Source organism: Shewanella gelidimarina, from assembly GCF_023283945.1.
Classification (GTDB): domain Bacteria; phylum Pseudomonadota; class Gammaproteobacteria; order Enterobacterales; family Shewanellaceae; genus Shewanella; species Shewanella gelidimarina.
This window is the reverse complement of the sequence record NZ_JAKIKW010000015.1, coordinates 24,630-43,232: the sequence shown is the minus strand read 5'-3', so window position 1 is coordinate 43,232 and position 18,603 is coordinate 24,630. Positions and strand designations below refer to the sequence as shown.

General features: G+C 42.9%; 15 protein-coding genes. 11 read left to right on the top strand and 4 right to left on the bottom strand.

Annotation, left to right across the window (positions count from 1 at the left end):
• The first annotated feature begins 122 nt into the window (after positions 1–122).
• The 7 genes from L2729_RS13475 (at position 123) to L2729_RS13445 (ending at position 6,264) form a co-directional block, all read left to right on the top strand.
• Positions 123–1,172, top strand: coding sequence for a 3-oxoacyl-ACP synthase III (locus L2729_RS13475; RefSeq protein WP_101093280.1), 1,050 nt, complete (start codon positions 123–125; stop codon positions 1,170–1,172).
• An 81-nt stretch (positions 1,173–1,253) separates the two neighbouring features.
• Positions 1,254–2,159, top strand: a complete 906-nt coding sequence (locus L2729_RS13470) for an alpha/beta fold hydrolase (protein WP_248988732.1) — start codon at positions 1,254–1,256, stop codon at positions 2,157–2,159.
• Positions 2,160–2,164: 5 nt separating this feature from the next.
• Entirely contained in the window at positions 2,165–3,868 is a 1,704-nt protein-coding gene (oleC, locus tag L2729_RS13465) for an olefin beta-lactone synthetase (RefSeq protein ID WP_248988731.1), read from the top strand.
• A gap of 6 nt (positions 3,869–3,874) precedes the next feature.
• Positions 3,875–4,981: a 2-alkyl-3-oxoalkanoate reductase gene (gene oleD, locus L2729_RS13460; RefSeq protein WP_248988730.1), complete on the top strand. Its 1,107-nt coding sequence runs from the start codon at positions 3,875–3,877 to the stop codon at positions 4,979–4,981.
• A 108-nt stretch (positions 4,982–5,089) separates the two neighbouring features.
• Positions 5,090–5,494 carry a GFA family protein gene (locus L2729_RS13455; protein ID WP_248988729.1) on the top strand — a complete coding sequence of 135 codons (405 nt, stop codon included), beginning with the start codon at positions 5,090–5,092 and terminating at the stop codon, positions 5,492–5,494.
• A gap of 51 nt (positions 5,495–5,545) precedes the next feature.
• Positions 5,546–5,989: a hypothetical protein gene (locus L2729_RS13450; protein ID WP_248988728.1), complete on the top strand. Its 444-nt coding sequence runs from the start codon at positions 5,546–5,548 to the stop codon at positions 5,987–5,989.
• 50 nt (positions 5,990–6,039) lie between these two features.
• Complete coding sequence (locus L2729_RS13445; protein WP_248988727.1) at positions 6,040–6,264, top strand: amphi-Trp domain-containing protein; 225 nt, start codon at positions 6,040–6,042, stop codon at positions 6,262–6,264.
• 262 nt (positions 6,265–6,526) lie between these two features.
• Here the strand turns inward: L2729_RS13445 and L2729_RS13440 are convergent, their stop codons facing one another.
• A complete protein-coding gene (locus tag L2729_RS13440; RefSeq protein WP_248988726.1) occupies positions 6,527–8,410 on the bottom strand; it encodes an alpha/beta fold hydrolase in 1,884 nt (627 codons plus the stop codon).
• Between the two features lie 971 nt (positions 8,411–9,381).
• Here L2729_RS13440 and L2729_RS13435 point away from each other — a divergent pair.
• Positions 9,382–10,371, top strand: a complete 990-nt coding sequence (locus tag L2729_RS13435; protein WP_248988725.1) for a DUF1254 domain-containing protein — start codon at positions 9,382–9,384, stop codon at positions 10,369–10,371.
• A gap of 122 nt (positions 10,372–10,493) precedes the next feature.
• On the opposite strand, the gene L2729_RS13430 is transcribed toward L2729_RS13435, so the two are convergent.
• Both L2729_RS13430 and L2729_RS13425 read right to left on the bottom strand, forming a co-directional pair.
• Positions 10,494–11,327: a mechanosensitive ion channel family protein gene (locus L2729_RS13430; RefSeq protein WP_283104232.1), complete on the bottom strand. Its 834-nt coding sequence runs from the start codon at positions 11,325–11,327 to the stop codon at positions 10,494–10,496.
• A gap of 667 nt (positions 11,328–11,994) precedes the next feature.
• Positions 11,995–14,304 carry a peptidase U32 family protein gene (locus tag L2729_RS13425; protein WP_248988723.1) on the bottom strand — a complete coding sequence of 770 codons (2,310 nt, stop codon included), beginning with the start codon at positions 14,302–14,304 and terminating at the stop codon, positions 11,995–11,997.
• A gap of 112 nt (positions 14,305–14,416) precedes the next feature.
• Between L2729_RS13425 and L2729_RS13420 the strand changes: the two genes are divergently transcribed.
• Genes L2729_RS13420 through L2729_RS13410 form a run of 3 tightly spaced genes read left to right on the top strand, consistent with a single transcriptional unit; the run spans position 14,417 to position 16,142 of the window.
• Entirely contained in the window at positions 14,417–15,103 is a 687-nt protein-coding gene (locus L2729_RS13420; protein ID WP_248988722.1) for a glutathione S-transferase, read from the top strand.
• Positions 15,103–15,510: a GFA family protein gene (locus L2729_RS13415; protein WP_248988721.1), complete on the top strand. Its 408-nt coding sequence runs from the start codon at positions 15,103–15,105 to the stop codon at positions 15,508–15,510. The genes L2729_RS13420 and L2729_RS13415 overlap by 1 nt, the downstream gene beginning before the upstream one ends.
• 32 nt (positions 15,511–15,542) lie before the next feature.
• A complete protein-coding gene (locus L2729_RS13410) occupies positions 15,543–16,142 on the top strand; it encodes a GNAT family N-acetyltransferase (RefSeq protein WP_248988720.1) in 600 nt (199 codons plus the stop codon).
• Positions 16,143–16,316: 174 nt separating this feature from the next.
• Here the strand turns inward: L2729_RS13410 and L2729_RS13405 are convergent, their stop codons facing one another.
• Positions 16,317–18,389 (bottom strand): TonB-dependent siderophore receptor, encoded by a 2,073-nt coding sequence (locus L2729_RS13405; RefSeq protein WP_248988719.1) that lies wholly within the window; start codon positions 18,387–18,389, stop codon positions 16,317–16,319.
• Positions 18,390–18,603: the final 214 nt, after the last annotated feature.

Genomic DNA, 18,603 nt, shown 5'->3' with positions numbered 1-18,603 from the left:
TCAGTTATGAGGTTTTTTATTGAATCATCTGCTTTTTCTTGCTCAAATGGCTGGTTAATAATAAATAATTATCTTCATTGGTCGAAAATTGGCCAGTTTAGTGAGCGATTAAATACAGTTTCATGAAATATTCCCGCGTTTTTATCAATAGCATGGCCTACGAATTAGCGCCTGAAGTTGTTTCAACTTCGGAGCTTGAATCTCGTTTAGCGCCGTTATACAAAAAGTTTCGTATTCCGATGGGGCAACTTGCTGCATTGACTGGGATCCATGAAAGACGTTGGTGGCCAAAAGGGCACAGATTGTCTGACGGAGCATTAGCTGCGGCGCACAAGGCGATTGATGAAACTGGTGTCGATATCAGCGATTTAGGCGCAGTGGTTTACACTGGCGTTTGCCGTGATCAACATGAACCCGCAACTGCATGTCGTATCGCCGCTGAGCTTGGCGTCTCTAAAAATACGGCAATTTATGATATCAGTAACGCGTGTTTAGGCGTGTTGTCAGGTATTTTAGATATTGCTAACCGCATTGAGTTAGGCCAAATCAAAGCCGGTCTGGTGGTTTCTTGTGAATCTGCTCGCCATATTGTGGATATCACCATCGACAAAATGCTTGCTGAACCGACGATGCAAAACTTTGCATCATCGCTAGCAACATTAACCGGTGGCTCTGGTGCCGTTGCCGTTTTGCTTACCGATGGCAGCCTCAATTTGAAAGGTGATCGTCAGCATCAGTTGTTAGGTGCAAGTCATCTTTCAGCGCCGCAACATTACGATTTGTGCCAATGGGGACTCGAAGAAGCGGGTCCGCAGTTATACCGCGAATTTATGCGCACCAATGGTGTGGCTTTGCTTAAAGAGGGTGTTGAGCTCGCACGCCATACTTGGAGCCACTTCTTAGATCAGCGCAGCTGGTTAGTTGAGCAAGTTGATAAAGTTATTTGTCACCAAGTGGGTTCATCAAACCGTCGTAATGTTCTGCAAGCACTGAATATTCCTGAAGAAAAAGAGTTTCCGACTTATAGATTACTGGGCAACATGGGCACCGTTTCATTGCCCGTTACCGCCGCGATGGCACATGACCAAGGCTTTTTGAAAAGCGGCGACCAAGTGAGCTTTTTAGGTATTGGTAGTGGCTTAAATTGCATGATGTTGGGGCTTAAGTGGTAACACCACCGGCCAGTAGCGCTCGCCGCTGGCTAAGCCTTACGCATTTATCATAAGCCCAGTATAAAAATTATAGGAAGCGTCATGTTAGACACCCTACACCCATTTAAACGTAATTATTTAGATAGAAACGGCAATAAACTTCAGTATGTGAATGAAGGTTCTGGCGACCCAGTAGTGATGGTTCACGGTAACCCTAGCTGGTCGTTTTATTATCGTAATCTTATTAGCGCGCTAAGCGGTAAGCATCAATGCATAGTGCCTGATCATATTGGTTGTGGCCTTTCTGATAAGCCTGATGACAGCGGTTACGATTACACTCTGAAAAGCCGTATCGACGATCTTGAAGCCTTGCTTGAGCATTTAGACGTTAAAGATAATATTACGCTTGTTGTCCACGATTGGGGCGGCATGATTGGTATGGGTTACGCTGCTCGCTATCCTGACCGTATTAAACGTTTAGTTATTCTCAATACGGGCGCGTTTCACCTTCCGAAAACAAAACCTTTTCCGTGGGCGCTTTCAATCTGCCGTAATACCCTTCTAGGGACGTGTTTGGTGCGTGGCTTTAATGCCTTCTCATCGGCAGCGTCTTATGTGGGTGTGAAACGCAAGCCGATGCATAAAGATATCCGTCAGGCCTACGTTGCCCCGTTTAACTCGTGGGCAAACCGTATCTCTACTTTACGTTTTGTACAGGATATTCCGTTAAAGCCGGGCGATCGCAATTATGAGATGGTGTCAGACATCGCCGCAAGCTTAGATAAGTTTGCCAAGGTGCCAACGGTGATCTGCTGGGGCCTACAAGATTTTGTGTTTGATAAGCACTTTTTGGATGAATGGAAACAAAGAATGCCCCATGCACAAGTGCATGAGTTTGCTGATTGTGGCCACTATATCCTTGAAGATGCTAGCGATGAAGTCATTGCTCATATCAACACCTTCATCGATGAAAATAGCATTGAAGCAGTAAAAGACTCGGTGGCGTAAATAGAATGATTAGCCCGCTTGAGCGTCAGCACGTTGGTGCCAACCTTTGTCGTCATCTTGTCGACGCTGCCAACAACATACCTGACTCTCTTGCTGTTGCCGTACAACACTCACGCGGTCAAACACTTGACCGCTTAAGCTATGAAGAGATGGACTTTCAAACGCTTAATGCTAAAAGCGATCACATCGCTGCCGCGCTGATTCAGTTTGGCCTGGTTCCGGGCATGAAAGCGGTGCTGATGGTCACCCCCAGTATCGATTTTTTCTGTTTGACCTTTGCGCTATTTAAAGCGGGGATTATCCCTATTTTGGTCGATCCTGGAATGGGGATTAAAAACCTCAAACAGTGTTTTATTGAGGCTAAACCAGATGTGTTTATAGGGATCCCCAAAGCGCATGTCGCCAGACGTTTGTTTGGCTGGGGCAAGCACAGTGTCAAACATCTGATCTCAGTGGGTGGTGGTAGGCTCATTAATGGCTTAACGGGGGCGGTTAACCTAGCGCAAATAGTCAAAGAGTGTGATAACACCGCCTTTAAACTGCAATGGCTAGCGGATGACGCTATGGCGGCGATTCTGTTTACCAGTGGCAGTACGGGCACGCCCAAAGGGGTGGTCTATTCCCATAAAATGTTTGAAGCACAAATTAGTGCGCTTAAACATGATTACGCCATTAAATCAGGTGAGCGCGATTTGGCCACTTTCCCGCTATTCTCCTTATTTGGGCCCGCGTTGGGTATGGCATCGATTGTGCCAGACATGGATGCAAGTAAGCCCATTACAGCCAATCCCGATTTTATCTTTGCTGCTATTGAAAAGTATCAATGCAGCAATATGTTTGTTAACCCGGCATTGATAGAGCGTTTAGGTCAAGCGGGAAGTCGCACCCATCACCAACTCACCAGTATCAAGCGAGTGATATCGGCAGGCGCCCCCGCAACCATCTCATCGATTAAACGCTTTAGCGCTATGCTCAATAGCGATGTTGAAGTGCTTAATTCTTATGGCGCGACAGAGTCTTTACCCTTAAGTAAAATTGGCAGCCAATCGCTATTTAATACCACCACTATTACCGACAATGGTGGTGGGATCTGTGTTGGAAGTGCCATTTCAGGCGTAGATATCTCGATTATCGATATTGATGAAAGCCCTATTGAAAACTGGCACGACACGCTATCGCTTCCCCCGCATCAGATTGGCGAAATCGTGGTTAAAGGCCCGATGGTGAGCCGCGCTTATTATCAAAGAGAAAGCGCGACCATAGCGGCTAAAATCAACGACGGCGCTCTCATTCGGCACCGAATGGGCGATTTGGGCTACCTTGATGATAAAGGCTTATTGTGGATGTGTGGGCGTAAAGCGCACCGCGTAGATGCGATAACCGCGGATAACGGCGTTCAACGTTACTACTCCATTCCTGTTGAGCGAATTTTTAATACCCATGCAGGGATCAAACGCAGTGCGCTTGTAGGTGTGATGATTGCGGGTAAATTAACCCCGTTAGTCTGTATTGAGCTTAATCAAGCGGTAGCCTGTTCAAAGTCGAATTTGTTGTACGCTCAATTACGCACGTTGGCAGAGCAACACAGCCATACTCAGGGGATTGAGCGATTTCTCATTCACCCTGATTTCCCCGTCGATATTCGCCACAACGCCAAAATATTTAGAGAGAAATTGGCCGTTTGGGCCCAGAAACAGATCAAGGAATAGTTGATTGTGTCTGACAATAACCCGTTAGTCCCCCCTTTGAGTGTCTTTGCCCTAGAAGAACAAACGGCACTGATTAACCTAAAAAATTACGCATCGCACGCATTTGTCACCGGCGCGGGTGGTTTTCTAGGTAAAGCCATTTGTGAACGCCTGCTTGCGATAGGCATTAAGGTGACAGGATTTGCCCGTGGTGATCACCCCTTGCTGTCAGCGATGGGCGTGAAGATGGTAAAGGGCGATCTTGCTGACGAAGCCGGGGTATTAGCGGCGATGCAAGGCTGTGATATTGTATTTCATGTGGCCTCTAAAGCGGGTGTTTGGGGGAGTAAGCAGAGCTATTTCTCACCAAATGTTGATGGAACTCGATTTATCATCAAGGCTTGCAAAAAATCCAATATCAGCAAACTTATATACACCAGCACCCCAAGTGTTACGTTTACAGGCCTTGATGAAAATGGCTGTGATGAATCAGCGCCGTATGCAGAGCAATATCTGAATCATTATGGGGAATCTAAAGCGGTTGCCGAAAAGATGATGATCAGCGCCAGTGGTGATAAAACCGATGCAGGGCAAGTGCTGCAGACGGTGTCATTAAGACCACACCTTATTTGGGGACCAGGTGACCCACATTTGGTACCACGGGTACTTGAACGTGCTAAAGCAGGGCGTTTAAAGCTGGTGGGTCAGCAAGATAAGTTAGTCGATACTATCTACGTCGGTAACGCCGCCTTTGCACATATCTTAGCGGCAGAGCGGTTATGCAGAGCAAATGCAGCAGGACTAAAAGCGCAGTGCGCTGGCAAAGCCTATTATTTGAGTAATGATGAGCCGATTACCATGGCTGAGATGCTGAATAAAATTTTGGCATGCCAATCACTGCCAAGCGTCAGTAAGCGGGTACCCACTTCACTTGCTTACGGTGTTGGTGCGGTATTGGAAACGGTTTTCCGTCTATTGGGTAAAACGGAAGAACCGATAATGACCCGTTTTGTCGCAAGGCAGCTTTCCACCAGTCACTATTATGATATCAGCGCCGCTAAACGCGATCTGGGTTATAACGCAATAGTGAGTATTGATGAAGGTATGCAACGACTAAAAAAATCGCTAAGTTAGTGTAGGTGTTAGCCTAGCAACTCTTCGTACATGCTCACAGACCAAATAAAATCACTTTTATGATCCACTCATAAAACCACTTATCAAAGTCATCCATGGAAGGGTATTATGCACAAAGCGAGCTGTAACTGTGGTCAACTGTCATTATCGGTTACTGGTGAGCCCATTCGGGTGTCTGTGTGCCATTGTAATGCTTGCCAAAAGCGGACAGGGAGCGCCTTTGGCGTTCAAGCCCGCTATCAATTGAACCAAGTCGCGTTTAGTGGCCCAAGCCATCACTATCAACGTACCGGCGATGAAGGCGCGGTGATCACTTTTCAATTTTGTCCTAATTGCGGTGGAAATCTGTGGTTTACTCTCGATGTCATGCCCAATGTGGTCGCGATACCTCTGGGGAATTTTGCCGATGACACAGTGTCAAAAGCGCAGTTAGCCTCGCCTACCGTAACGGTATATCAAACTCGCTGTCATGACTGGGTTAAGCTTGAAGGTATCGATGAGGTTTATGATTAACCTTTTAACCTCGTCTTCAAATTAGGTAGATTATAATTTCAAGGAACAGAAATGAAACGGTTCAAGATTAAGTCGATGTGCGTTATTACGCTATTGATATTGGTTGCATCCCCCTTAAGCGCAGCTGAAAACCCCTTTATTGGTAGCTGGAAGTTAACTTCTGGTAAGTACCTCGATGGTAATGGTAAATGGGTGCAATACGGCGACCTAAAGCTGAGCGCCATTAAAGTTATCTCTGCAAATCATTTTAGTTTTACGACCATGAAAAATGTCGGCACTGAGGCTAAACCAGAGAGTGAGTTTTGGGCTGCTGGCACGGGGCGCTACACATATACAGCAACGGAATATGTTGAATACCCACAACTGAACTCATTCGGAGTCGCTGCCGATAAGGCGTTTGCTTTTACTTACCAGATCGCAGGTGAACAGTGGCAAAGCAAGCGCATAGAAAATGGTGAGCTTAAAGAGCAAGAGTTGTGGTTAAGGCTCGACTAATGTGCCAGCAAGTATTAGGAAATAGCAGCAAAAACACAGGGAATATCGACATGACCACAAAAGCACAACGAGACATTGAAAAAGGCTATACCAATGCCGACTTTGCCGCCAAACTTAGGCGTTTAGCTGATTCATTAGAGTCGGGCGAAAAATTTGAAATACAGATTGCAGGCGAGAGGATCTACGTCCCCGTTCGCGCGGAATATAGTGTCGAGCACGAACGCAGTGATGACGAAGAAGAGATTGAGTTTCAAATCAAGTGGTCACCCAAATAGACTCTAGCGACTGCAGATAATAGGCACTGTATTGAAAGCAATTATTCAATATTGCGCCTTTGATTTGCCATTAAAATCAGTGCCTTACTGATCGTTAATGGTGGCGCGTATTGCTTTGCATCGTTAGTCGCTATAAATATACATTCATCAACAAATGTTAAAGGCTTAATACTTAAGAGAACTAAAATCTATTCTGGAGCTTGCATATAAATAAAGCAGTCTATGCATCCCCGAAATATGAGTGTTGTTTTTAATGAATTGTTTAGTTTTTCATAAAGAAAATTAACTTGTTGACGGCAATATCTCGATGTTTATCTTCTTCTATAAATAGACCGTGCAATGCGCCTTCAATAACTTCAATATAGCTACTAGGACAAGTTTCATTAAATTTATCTTGCGCTAAATTACTCACTACATAGTCATGTCCAGCTTGTAATATCAGGACTGGAATATCAACTTTATGCGCATTTATTAATGCTTTATCACACGCCTTAATTGATTCTTGGATCCATTTTGTACTCGGACCATTTAGCTTTAAATTTGGCTTTTCATTATAGCTATCAGTATAACGCGAGTAGCGTAATTTACTATTAGTGACTACATTTTTATCAAATTCAGGAAAATCATAAAAAGAACGACCTAATGCGTAATTAGGTTTCTTAGTGAAACGCTCAACAATTGAGTGGCTAGAGGTATCTAACTTACTTTTAATGGATAAACCAAGACCAAACATAGGTGCACTGAGTAATAACTTTTTAACCTTGTGTTCATAAAGTTGAATGTATTGAGTGCAAATATTTGCACCCATAGAATGTCCCGCTAAATAACACTCTCCATCACTATTAGGATAAACGACTTTATCCATAAATAATTGTAAATCAACAATGTAATCCTGAAACTCATTTACATGACCTAAATCTAAATCTGATGCGCCACGTTCCGATTCGCCTTGGCCTCGATGATCATAAGTATAAATATTATAAAAATATGACAGCTCATAAATGAGTTCTAAGTAGCCCCAGTAAGATTCATTTCTGCCATTAACAATCACCAAGGTATCTTTCTTATTATGTGGATTATAATTAATCCAATTAATCCTGACCTTGTCAAAACCGTTGAAACTACCACGTTTTAAGTTGTTAACGACCTCTGCACATGCTTTTTTAGCAGTATGAACATCATCTTTGGTTTTGAGGGGGATCTCGGCCACGTTGGCAATTTCAAATTGGCCTTTATGAATTTTATCTGCAATCAGGTTAAGGTATTTTTTACCCATCTCAAAACCTAACGCATAATCACTATCCACTGCCTTTTTAGTAGAATTAACTAAAGATGTTTTCAAATGCGTTGCAGGGTGGATTTCATAAATAACAACATCATCAGGCGGGTTTTCTAAAAATTCTTGGTCAGCACGATATGCATCTTCATGAGTCATCAATAAGTGGCTTAAATGTTTAATTTTATTAGGACCCACTTTTTTTAAAAAGTTCAACCATTCATGATTATAACTTGCATCGATAGGAATGGTTCTAATGACAACGATATGTTTATAACCAAGCTTATATGCTTTTCTAACCGGAATAGGTGCTGTAACACCACCATCATACCAATCCTCGTTATCGATTTTTATCGGGTTGATAGTCAATAAAGGAATAGCACAAGTGGCTTTTAATGATTTTTTCCAAGAGCCTCTTTTTAAATCTAAACATTTAGCTTTCATACTATTTATATTGGTTGCAACACAATATAATTCCCGATTCTCTAGATTTTTTAATCCAGTCTCCCAATCAAGGGCAAGATGCGTTTCAGTTGCATGAATTAATAAATCTAAATTTAAGCTGTTTTCACCACGGAATATATTTTTAATATTAAAGAAGTTTGGATCTCGAGTCACTTTATTAATGACATCATAAGCATGTCTATATTGGCCACAAGCGTATGACGCTAGGTTCAATGCGCCTGCTGACGTACCAATTAAACAATGAAACGGATTATAATTTGCTTTCAAGAACGCATCTAATACACCTGAAGTGAATACACCCCTTTGGCCTCCACCCTCACAAACTAATGCAAATTTGTTAACATTTTCATGTCGTAAAGGATAAGCGTCAGTATCGACCTGAGAAATAGTAAAATGATTAACCATAAAATTATATACCAATGATTTAATTCAATATTTGTAACAGAGATAACATGATCACTAAGACCATCCCCCTCATTCTGGAATATCAGAAAACAGATAAACCTCATAATATTAAAAGTAGTCCATTTTGATCATTATACCACTATCGTATGTTAGATAGAGAGCGCTGGATCTCAGCAATAAGTGACACCCGCTTGTTGGTTATAAATGCATAGGGACTTAGATGTCCTAAGGCTTTTAGGATCCTCATGATTAATCAATAAATTGATTTTAAATTGTTGCTCTACTGATTGTAACCTCTTGGCATTCCTTATTAAACGATGTTGCAACATCACTACCCCTTAAAATAGAGTTTCAGCAGCATGGTTGACCATCATTTTTTATGACCAATGACAGATAAATAGACATTGATTGTTATTATTACTTAGTTTTTGATTGAAATTTGAGTGTTACGAAATGCTTAATAAAGTATAGCGGATTAGCTTATATAGATAATTAGACTGAGGTAGGTAATCCTCCATTTTTATAGACACTTAAGAGTTTCTATAAACTGTCTTTAAATCTGAACAGGATATAGTTCATTGTTGCTATATACATCAGCGCCGCGGTGTTTTTTTAGATCGTTTGATTTCTTTGCTTAGATTAATAGCTTCATCTTCAACGGGTTTATTTGTACCTAGCGTGAGTATTGCCGACAGCATCAGTACTGATCAATTGTCTTCATTTTTGACCCCGCTTAGCGGCCTTATAATCGGGTACTGATCTTACGGGGCAGCTTGAGCTATTGATCTTAAATAAGGCGATTCTCCAAGTGTTAGCTAAAGATAATACTGAAAGAGTTTGTCTCATGCAGGCGGGTCTGCAGAGTATTGATATCTCTGCTTGAGCAACGTATGTTGGTTATTCGTGGGTGACGGGTGTTATTTTAAAATTAACCAAATAGGGAAATGACTAGAATGAGCAGAAGGAATTTTTTGGCAATTATCGTCTTTAATATCGCAACTATTTCACCAGCTATAGCAACTGAAGCCGTTGTAACGACCAGCAATTATCCTGTGATTGAAACTCATCGGCAGATGGCAATTACTCAAACAAATGCGGGAGGCATAAATAAATTTTATCACAAGCGCCAAGTCCCTCCTGTGGATAATCAACCGGTTATTCGCATGAACCGCGATACACTCTATTCCATGGCTCTGATAGATACTGCAAAGGGGGCCACGGTGACATTACCGCAAACAGTTGACCGTTATATCTCACTTATGTATTTGGACGAAAATCATCGTGTCTATGACATGGTTTTTAAGGCTGGAGAGCATGAAATACCATCACATACAAATTACATGTATGCATTGGTTCGCATCGGTGTCAAAAGTGGGGACGAGCAAGATCTCGCCGCCATTCATGCAATACAAGATCAAATTAAGCTCTCTGCGGCCAGTGCTAAAACATTTGAGCCAATAAAGTACGATCAAGTGTCTTACGATAAGGTTCATCATGCAATATTAGAAAGCTTCACTCAGTCTGGGTTGCTTGATACTGAGAAAATGTTCGGAACGTCTGCTTATGTCGAACCGGATAAATACTTGATGGGGACTGCTATCGGTTGGGGAGGCGCTACCTGGAAAGATAATATTTATCAGTTTTCTAAGTTCTACGAAGGAGCAGAATGCCAAGCAACAACTTTTGATGATCCTGATAATGTCGGTGGTTTCTGGTCGATTACTGTTTATGACAAAGCTGGCTTTATGTTTAACGACGTTGCAAACATCAATTCAGAAGTCGCTGAACGCAACAAAGATGGTAGCTTTACGGTGCACTTTGGCTGTGATGACAAAATAAACAATATTCCAATTGAGAATGCATCCGGAGTGTGGAACGCGGCAATGCGACATTATACACCCTCGAAAAAAGTCATCAGCGGTAACATAAAACCTATGGATTCAATTCATCCCGTTCAATAGTCGTGAGCAACGTATGCAGTCGCACAAGAAAGTTATGTGCGACTGGTGTGAGCGTTAATGCCGCAGTCGTTAATATTGGCCTACATTCTATGGCTAAACGCTCTGTTTTGATTAGGCAATGGCTAACGGCTTTCTAGCGACGCGCTATCAATACTTAACCCTTCTTTTGACTCACTCTTTAGCTCACTTTGCTGAGTAAAGTGTTGGTGATAGGCAATCATAAAGTCTTCTCTTATCAACTGTTCTAAATGCATGGCGCGTTCCGTGGGGCAAAAAATCATGATATGAACATTTTGCTCGCCAGTTGGACCGCTATTGATATGAATATGTGGTTCGCTGCCAGGTAAGTCGACACCGGCATGCTTTTCTATTACACCGTTATAGCGCTTGGCCACTTCAATAAAGTCTTCACAGTGTTGCTCTATTTGAAGAGTTAACGCAGGAAACAGCGGGTAGAGATTAACGAACTCGACCACGGTAATCGTAATGCTATGGTAAACATAACGCTTCATAAAGTTGAGGTTTTTGACCGCATAGGTAAAAAACATACTGTTAGGCAGCGTGGCGGTTTTGCCGGTGAAATGATATTGACCATGGTGCAGATCGATCTCTTGGATAACCGTGGCCATCAAGTTATGTTCAATCACTTCACCGTATATTTTTCCAACCTCAATCCAATCCCCAATCACAAATGAACGTGAACTCGCACGCTGTATTGAGCCGGTAAAGCAAAGAATAATCTCCTTTGATGCCACCACCAATGCAATTGCAATCGCCGTTACCGACAGGGCAAACTTGCTGACTTCGGTTTGCCACAGCATGAATAAAATAATGACGATGAGAAAAAAGGTGCTGTTTTTAGTGCGTGACATCCATTTACGCTGCACATCAGAAAGAAAAGCAACATCGCCACGAATACGTGTAATGATAAAACGCTTTATTGCTGAGATAGTCATTATTATTAACACGGTTAATAATAATTTGTGTTCGAAAAGGAAATCGACTGCTAATGCTATGTTATCCACTTATTCTGTTACCTGTATTCTTGTTTATTATTATGATGCTGGATGACGGTTTTCTATGCCAATACTCTATGGGGAATATAGCCAGAAAACAAGGTGATTAACACACCACTTAAAACGGGGATATTAGAGGTAGGAGCGAGTCGAGATACAAAGTCATAGGGACTAGGGGCTGTTGATCTTTCGAGCTTAGTTTTTGTTCGAATTCAATGATTTTAGTACAAGGCTTGAGCGATGATGCTTAGCAGGCTAAGCGAAAAGCTCGTAACGCATTCTAGTCATAAAAGACTAAAAGCATTGAAACGAACCCTAAGGGCCGCGCTTCTTGGCTATTTTTACGGTGTTGTAGGCTATTTGTGGAGAATGACTAAACGACATAGCCTCCGCCTTGTTAAAATAGCCAATAAACTGCGGCAAAAACAACCGTGAAAGATCAACAGCCCCTTGCAGTTATAGGATTAAACTGCTAAGCCTGAACGACTCTAGCTTAACAGTGGTATAGCCCTTTATATAATAGTGCGTTTAATCTATCTAATTTAATCTTGTTTTTTAAACTAATAGCGTCCAGTCACCCATCAAACGCAATTAGATTACTGACTGTTTATAAACCGTTGTGATATTGCAGCACAGTCGATTGTGGCACCATGTTGTCGAGTGTAGCAACCGCTGCCGATTGGCCATCGAGGAGTTGCTCGAACTGTTTAATTAACTGTGCTTTATCAGGCGAGGGTTTATCACCGGCGCCAATATTGGTTAGATCAATCATAAAACCATCAAACAGATTGGCGAGGTCGTCAATGATCTCAGTATTTAAGAATTGATCTTGGTTATAAATACTTGGGTAGCCGGCTTTTTGCTTATCAATGGCAAACTCGTCACCTTTAAGGTTGGTGATGCTGGTCGATTTGTCGCAAGACAGCATACAGCCGTTATCGATACGCGGTTTTTCACAACCGACACTTTGCTGGAAAAAGCACTGTCTGCTAGCCATCAATAAGATGGGATGATAGATGCTGTAAAACATTTTGAAGTTCTTTGGCCTAGCAATATGCTTGATCTGCTGCTGGTTTATCTCATTTGAGATAAAGGCGCCGTGGCAGTCAAACTGCTCCTGCATCGCTAGCAGTGCATAAGAGTTGGTGGTGTTTAAAAAGGGTCCAGCAATCCACTTGATGCCGAGTTCAAAGGCACGATGTGCAATACCGGTATTGTTGGTCACAATCAGCTCAGGTTTTACCTGTTCTAAAATGTTTAAGGCCACATCATAGTCTTTACCGATTAATACCGACGGAAACCAAGGGATCAAGCGCGGGTTTTGCTGCAGAAAACTCACATACTGAGTGCAGCCACGCTTATAGGCGTCAGGCAGCTTGAAATAGATATCGGCATCAGTGTTATCTGCTAATGTCACATCGGCCTCATCACAGATCAAAATCGATAACTCAGCCCGTAGACTCTCGCTGCCATCGCGCTTGAGCGGTTTTGGGTGCTTAGTGAGCTTAGGCAGCTCAACGGCAGGCAATACCGGCGTACCATGGTTGAGTGTTAACAGTAGCTGTTTTTTAAGGGTAGTGAGTTCTTTAAAGGGAATACTTAACCCTGTGGCTAAGTCATCAACCATTATCGGCTTGAGTGCGAACTCTGCATTGTTGAGACTCTTAAAGCGTTTTTCAATGGCGCCAATATCAATACAGGCATCGTCGCTTTTAGTCAGTAAGCTACGTGAATGCAGTACAAACGAGCGAGGCTCAAGCTCGGTTTGACCGACAACGAAATCGAGGCTGGTCACTGTAATCGATAGAGGGGTATCTAGCTGGCCTGAAAATGCCAGTGTGAGTGGTAACTTATCAATCGTCAGGTGCTTAATCTTGTCATCTACACTGGCTTGAATTTGACTCTTTTCAACTTGGAGCGCTTGCTCTGCATCGTGAATTTGCACCACTGAAATAGACTGGCTACCGTTTTGGGTCAGCTTGTCTTTGAGATGGTTTTTCGAGTTATCACGTGGATTATCGATAAACATCGACTGGTTCAAGTCACCCTTTAAGAATGAGTTGGTGAGATCGCGGTTAAACACTTTATATAAGCGCTCGCCATCTTCTAGTAACTCACCGGTTTTGAAGTAGCCATCAATCTGTTTTCGGAAGCTATCAATCACAGTATGAACGTAGCTGGCACCCTTAATACGCCCTTCAACCTTAAACGAATGTACGCCGGCTTCAATTAGCGCAGGTAAGTCAAAGAAAGCGGAGTTGTCTTTGATGTTAAGTGGGAAGTTATGACCCGTCTCAGTGGTTTCATATTCTTCACGGCAAGCTTGGCTACAACGGCCACGATTGCCGGAGTTACCGACGCTGGCGGAAGTGGAGTAACACAAGCCCGAGAAAGCGATGCACAGTGAGCCATGAACAAACACCTCGGTGGTGATGTCATGTTCTCGGCCAGTGGCTGTCAGCTCGGTGATTTCCCGCAGGTTAAGCTCTCTAGATAGGTTAACCCTTGATGCACCTAGCTTCTTCAGAAAAGGCAGTTGGCCGCGGTTATGGGTCGTTAGCTGAGTGGATGCATGGACATCAAGTGTTGGAAAGTGCTGTTTAATTAGCTGGAACATGCCAATATCTTGCACTATCACGCCATCTAATGTGGTGTTGGCGAGCTTGCTGAGTAGTTTTGCTAGCGTTTTAAATTCGTTTTCTAAAATCACGATATTCAATGTGAGAAAAATCTCACATTGATATTGATGCGCTAAACGAATGATCCCAACAAGTTCCTCAAAGGAAATATTAGCGGCACGGTTACGCGCATTAAAGGTGTCTAAGCCACAATAAACAGCATCGGCTCCGGCAATAATTGCCGCTTTAATCGCATCAATATCTCCGCCTGGTGCTAATAATTCAATCTTTGGATCCATGGTTACAACTTGTTGTCAGAAATTTAATGGGGGGATGTTACCCGTATATTTTGTGAATGAATATCGTTAAAGTAAATTATTCGCATTTGATAATTGAGCTGACAGAGCAACAATGAACAAAATCATGGCATTACCTATACTGTATTCCTTGAGAAATTGCCCCTACGCGATGCGCGCTAGATTAGCTATTTACGCATCCAGCCAGCAAGTACAGCTGCGGGATTTAGTGTTAAGCAATAAACCCGCTGAGATGCTAGAGGTATCCCCAAAAGGTACGGTACCGGTTTTGGTGACCGCTAATGGTCAAGTGATTGAAGAGAGCTTAGAGGTGATGCTATGGGCATTTGAGCAAAGTGACCCCGATGGTTATTTAGAGCAAGCCAACCCGAATGTACTTGACGAGAAGCTTGGGCTTATCGCGATATTTGATAATGAATTTAAAGGCCATTTAGAGCAGTACCGCGCCGCTAAACGCTACCATGAACCGACATTAGCTGAGCATAGGCAAGTGTGTGAAAGCTACCTTGTTCAGCTTGAGCAAAGGCTCTGTCAGCAAAAGTATCTAATGTCAGATAAGCCTACTATTGTAGACTTAGCGCTAGTGCCCTTTATTCGACAGTTTGCCCGTGTTGAACGGCAATGGTATTTACAATCATCTTATCCAAAGCTTAGGCAGTGGCTTAATACTTATTTACAGAGTCGAATGTTCAGTAAAGTCATGACCAAATATCCAATGTGGTTAGACTCAAAAGAGGTCGTTGTTTTTGGCAACGACAGTCAGAAAAGGACACATAATTGATGTACACGGGACAATGCTTATGCGGCGACATAAAAGTGCAAATAGCAGGCGATATCAGTGATATTATTCATTGTCATTGTTCGTTATGTCGTAAAAACAGTGGCACAGCGTTTGCGACCAATGGTTTTGTGCAGAGCAATGCATTTACTATTTTAACTGGCGAGAGTCTGCTCACTACTTTCTCTTTTAAGCCTGGTCGTCATCGCCATTTTTGCAGTCGATGTGGTTCACCAATCTACAGTTCAAATGAGCAAGACCCCAGCCGTATTAGAGTCCGTCTTGGCTTACTTGATTCTGATATTATAGAGCGGCCGTTATCCCACAATTTTGTGACGTCAAAAGCAAATTGGGAAGATTTAGATGCTAACCTACCAAGGTACCAGGCGTTTGAGCCCAGCCGCAGCTAATGCAGATTAACGCGAAAAAAGGAATGATTTAAATGGAAGTAAGATTAGCCACTCAGAATGATATGCCCGCCTTTTTTGAATACCTTAATCGGCAACTACAAGAAAATGGTGTTGATGATTCTCCGGTGTTTCAGCCCTTATCTCGAGCCCAATCCGAGTCGCAGATGACGGATGCAATGAAGCGCCGTTTTTCAGAGGGTATTGCGCGTGAAATAGGCCAGAGTGGCTGGCGTAGAATGCTACTTGCTTTCTCTGAGGTACAGGGCAATGTTGTCGAGGGTGAGACCGTTGATGCAGAAGAGAGCAAGATTATTGGGCATATTGATATTCGACCGCACCCAGAGTCTCATACCGAACATCGGGCGCTATTAGGCATGGGCGTTGATTTATCAGTAAGAGGCAAGGGGCTTGGGCGCAAGCTTATTGAGTCTATTGAGAGTTGGACCGTACAAAACACTGGCCTTGAGTATATCGATTTATGGGTTTTGTCGAATAACCTTGCCGCAATCAAACTCTACCAACGCAGTGACTTTATTAAGTGCGGTGAAATAATCGATATGTTCAGAATCGATGGAAGAGCACTGGCATACAGTATGATGTGTAAGCCGTTAGCGGATAATCAGCATAAGTGAGCATCAGTCAGCAGCCATTTGTGATGTAACAAATAAGGCTCTAATAGAGGTCTAGCAGACAGCCGATAAACTTATAAGATTGATGAGCGTAATAAAGCGATAAGCATAAAAAAGCCTAGAGAAAACTCTAGGCTTTTTTGTTTAATGTGTCCCGTCTTAACCTAAGGTGCTGCGTTAGAAGGTGTAGCTCATACCAAATTTAACGGTTCTTGGTTTACCCACGTTCACTTCACCATTTTCGCCGCCACCTAAGTAGTCAGTATCAAATAGGTTTTCGATATTCACTCTAAGCTGTAGATCTTGGCCTGCCACTGGAATGGCATAGCTAATGCCGGTATCAATGCGAGTATATGCATCCTTCTCGAAGGTGTTAGCAGCATCGCCAAAGCGTTCGCCCTCGTAGAATGCGCCTAAGTTAACTGCCATTCTGTCATTGAGTGAATATTTAGCCCAAATAGAGGCGGTCCACTCTGGGACATCTTCAGGGCGATTGCCCTGATATTCATCGTGTGAGTTATATTCTGCATCGAGATACATTAAAGAGGTTATCAAAGATAGATCGTCATTGATTTGTCCCATCCCGCCAAACTCAAAACCGGTATGACGCTGAACGCCACCTTGGGTCGTGATAGGGTTATCAGAGGTGCCAGTGTTGACCAGAATATTTTCGCGCTCGATGTTAAATACCGCGGCATTCAAACGAATTTTACCTGAAAGCAGTTCCCATTTTGAGCCAAGCTCAATCATCTTGCCTTTAATAGGATCTAGCTCTAGACCATAATTACCATCTTCATCGTCTAATACACTGCCTTGTGGCTCAAAGCTCTCACTGTAGTTTGCGTAAATAGAGGCATTGTCGACGGGGTGATAAATCAAACCAAATTTAGGCAGCACTGTATTACTATCAGCATCGTCCTTATCTTGTTGGTCATAACGTACTCCCACTAAAACCTGCCATTGATCATTTAGCGAAATTAAGTCTTGCGCGAACACACCGTAATATTGGTATTCCTCGCTAGATGCCTTAGCATCTGCATAATCAAGATCTGGCTGAGGTATAGTGACACCGCTATTGATATTGCCATCGGCCATCTTGCCTTTCACTTTCAGTGAACTGTATTGGTGATCAACATAGTTGCCGCCGAAAAGTAGATCATGCTGCATTCCCGCTAACTCAATAGAGCCGACAACATCGAAGTAAAAGGCTTGTTGTTGCCAATCTTCAAGCTTGTTGTAAGGCTTGTTTTGATAGCTGCCAGTGTCAGGATCATAACTGCCGGTCTGTGGTTTACTTTCCCATCGCTCACGTTCGTTGTGTTGTTTGTTATAACCTGCCGCGAGCTCCCAATCATCGGAGAGCTGATAGCTAATATCGGCCCCATAGTTTTGGCTTTGAGCATCAATCTTGGTCCAAGGCATGTCCCAAATCATCTCGTCGCCACCGACAACATCACCATTGTCGTCAATTAAGGCACCGCTGTCTTGGCCTGCCAGTTCATCAGATTTGTCATAATGCAAAGAGAGGGTTAGATTGTCGCCGATATCAAAATCGGTCATCAAGCTACCGACAAGGAAATCACTTTCTTGTGCACTTCCGTCTTGGTATTCACGCCAGTTTTTGTTTTGCTCTTTTTCAAGTACGGCGCGATAACGAATAGTTTGCTCGTCATTAAGGCTGCCGCCAGCATCGAGTGATCCCCGAATAGAGCCATTCTCATCGCCCTTAACACCCAAGGTTAAGAATGAATCATAAGTGGGTTTTTTAGTGACTAAGTTGACTAATCCACCTGGCGTAGACTGGCCGTACAATAGGCTTGATGGGCCTTTTAGTACTTCTACATTTTCAACTAATGCCATCGGCAATCTGTACTTAGAAAAGTGCTGGTGGCCATCCTTAAGCAGGTTAGTGCTTTCATCCAAACTAAAACCGCGCAAGCTAAAGCGTTCTCTATCTGTAGTTACGCGACCAATAGACACACTGGCATCATTTTTAAGAGCATCACCTAATGTGCGTACTAATTGATCATCCATTATCTCTTTAGGAATAACCACCACTGACTGGGGCGTGTCGAGTAATGACACATCTGAGCGCATGGCCCCATGAGCTTGATCGGTTTTGTAATGCTGTTGGTGACCCATAACGGTGATGACTTCGATGTTGGCATCATCTACGGTCGTTGCCATCGCAGCGCCGGAGTGCAAAATGCCAGCAATAAGTGCGGTAATTAGCTTTACTTGGGTATTCATATTGTCAGCCTTTATAGCTCTTTGCGATGACAGCTCTTACGTAAGCCAATCCCGATATTCCGTATCAAATGTTAAGCGCAGGTTAGAGTTAATTTGGTTATGTTGTGTAAGATTCTCAATTAGATATGGATGGTAATGAGAATAACTATCAATATCAAACTCATTTGATTATTAAGTAAGCACTTGAACGGGCTGATGATAATTATTGTGAAGC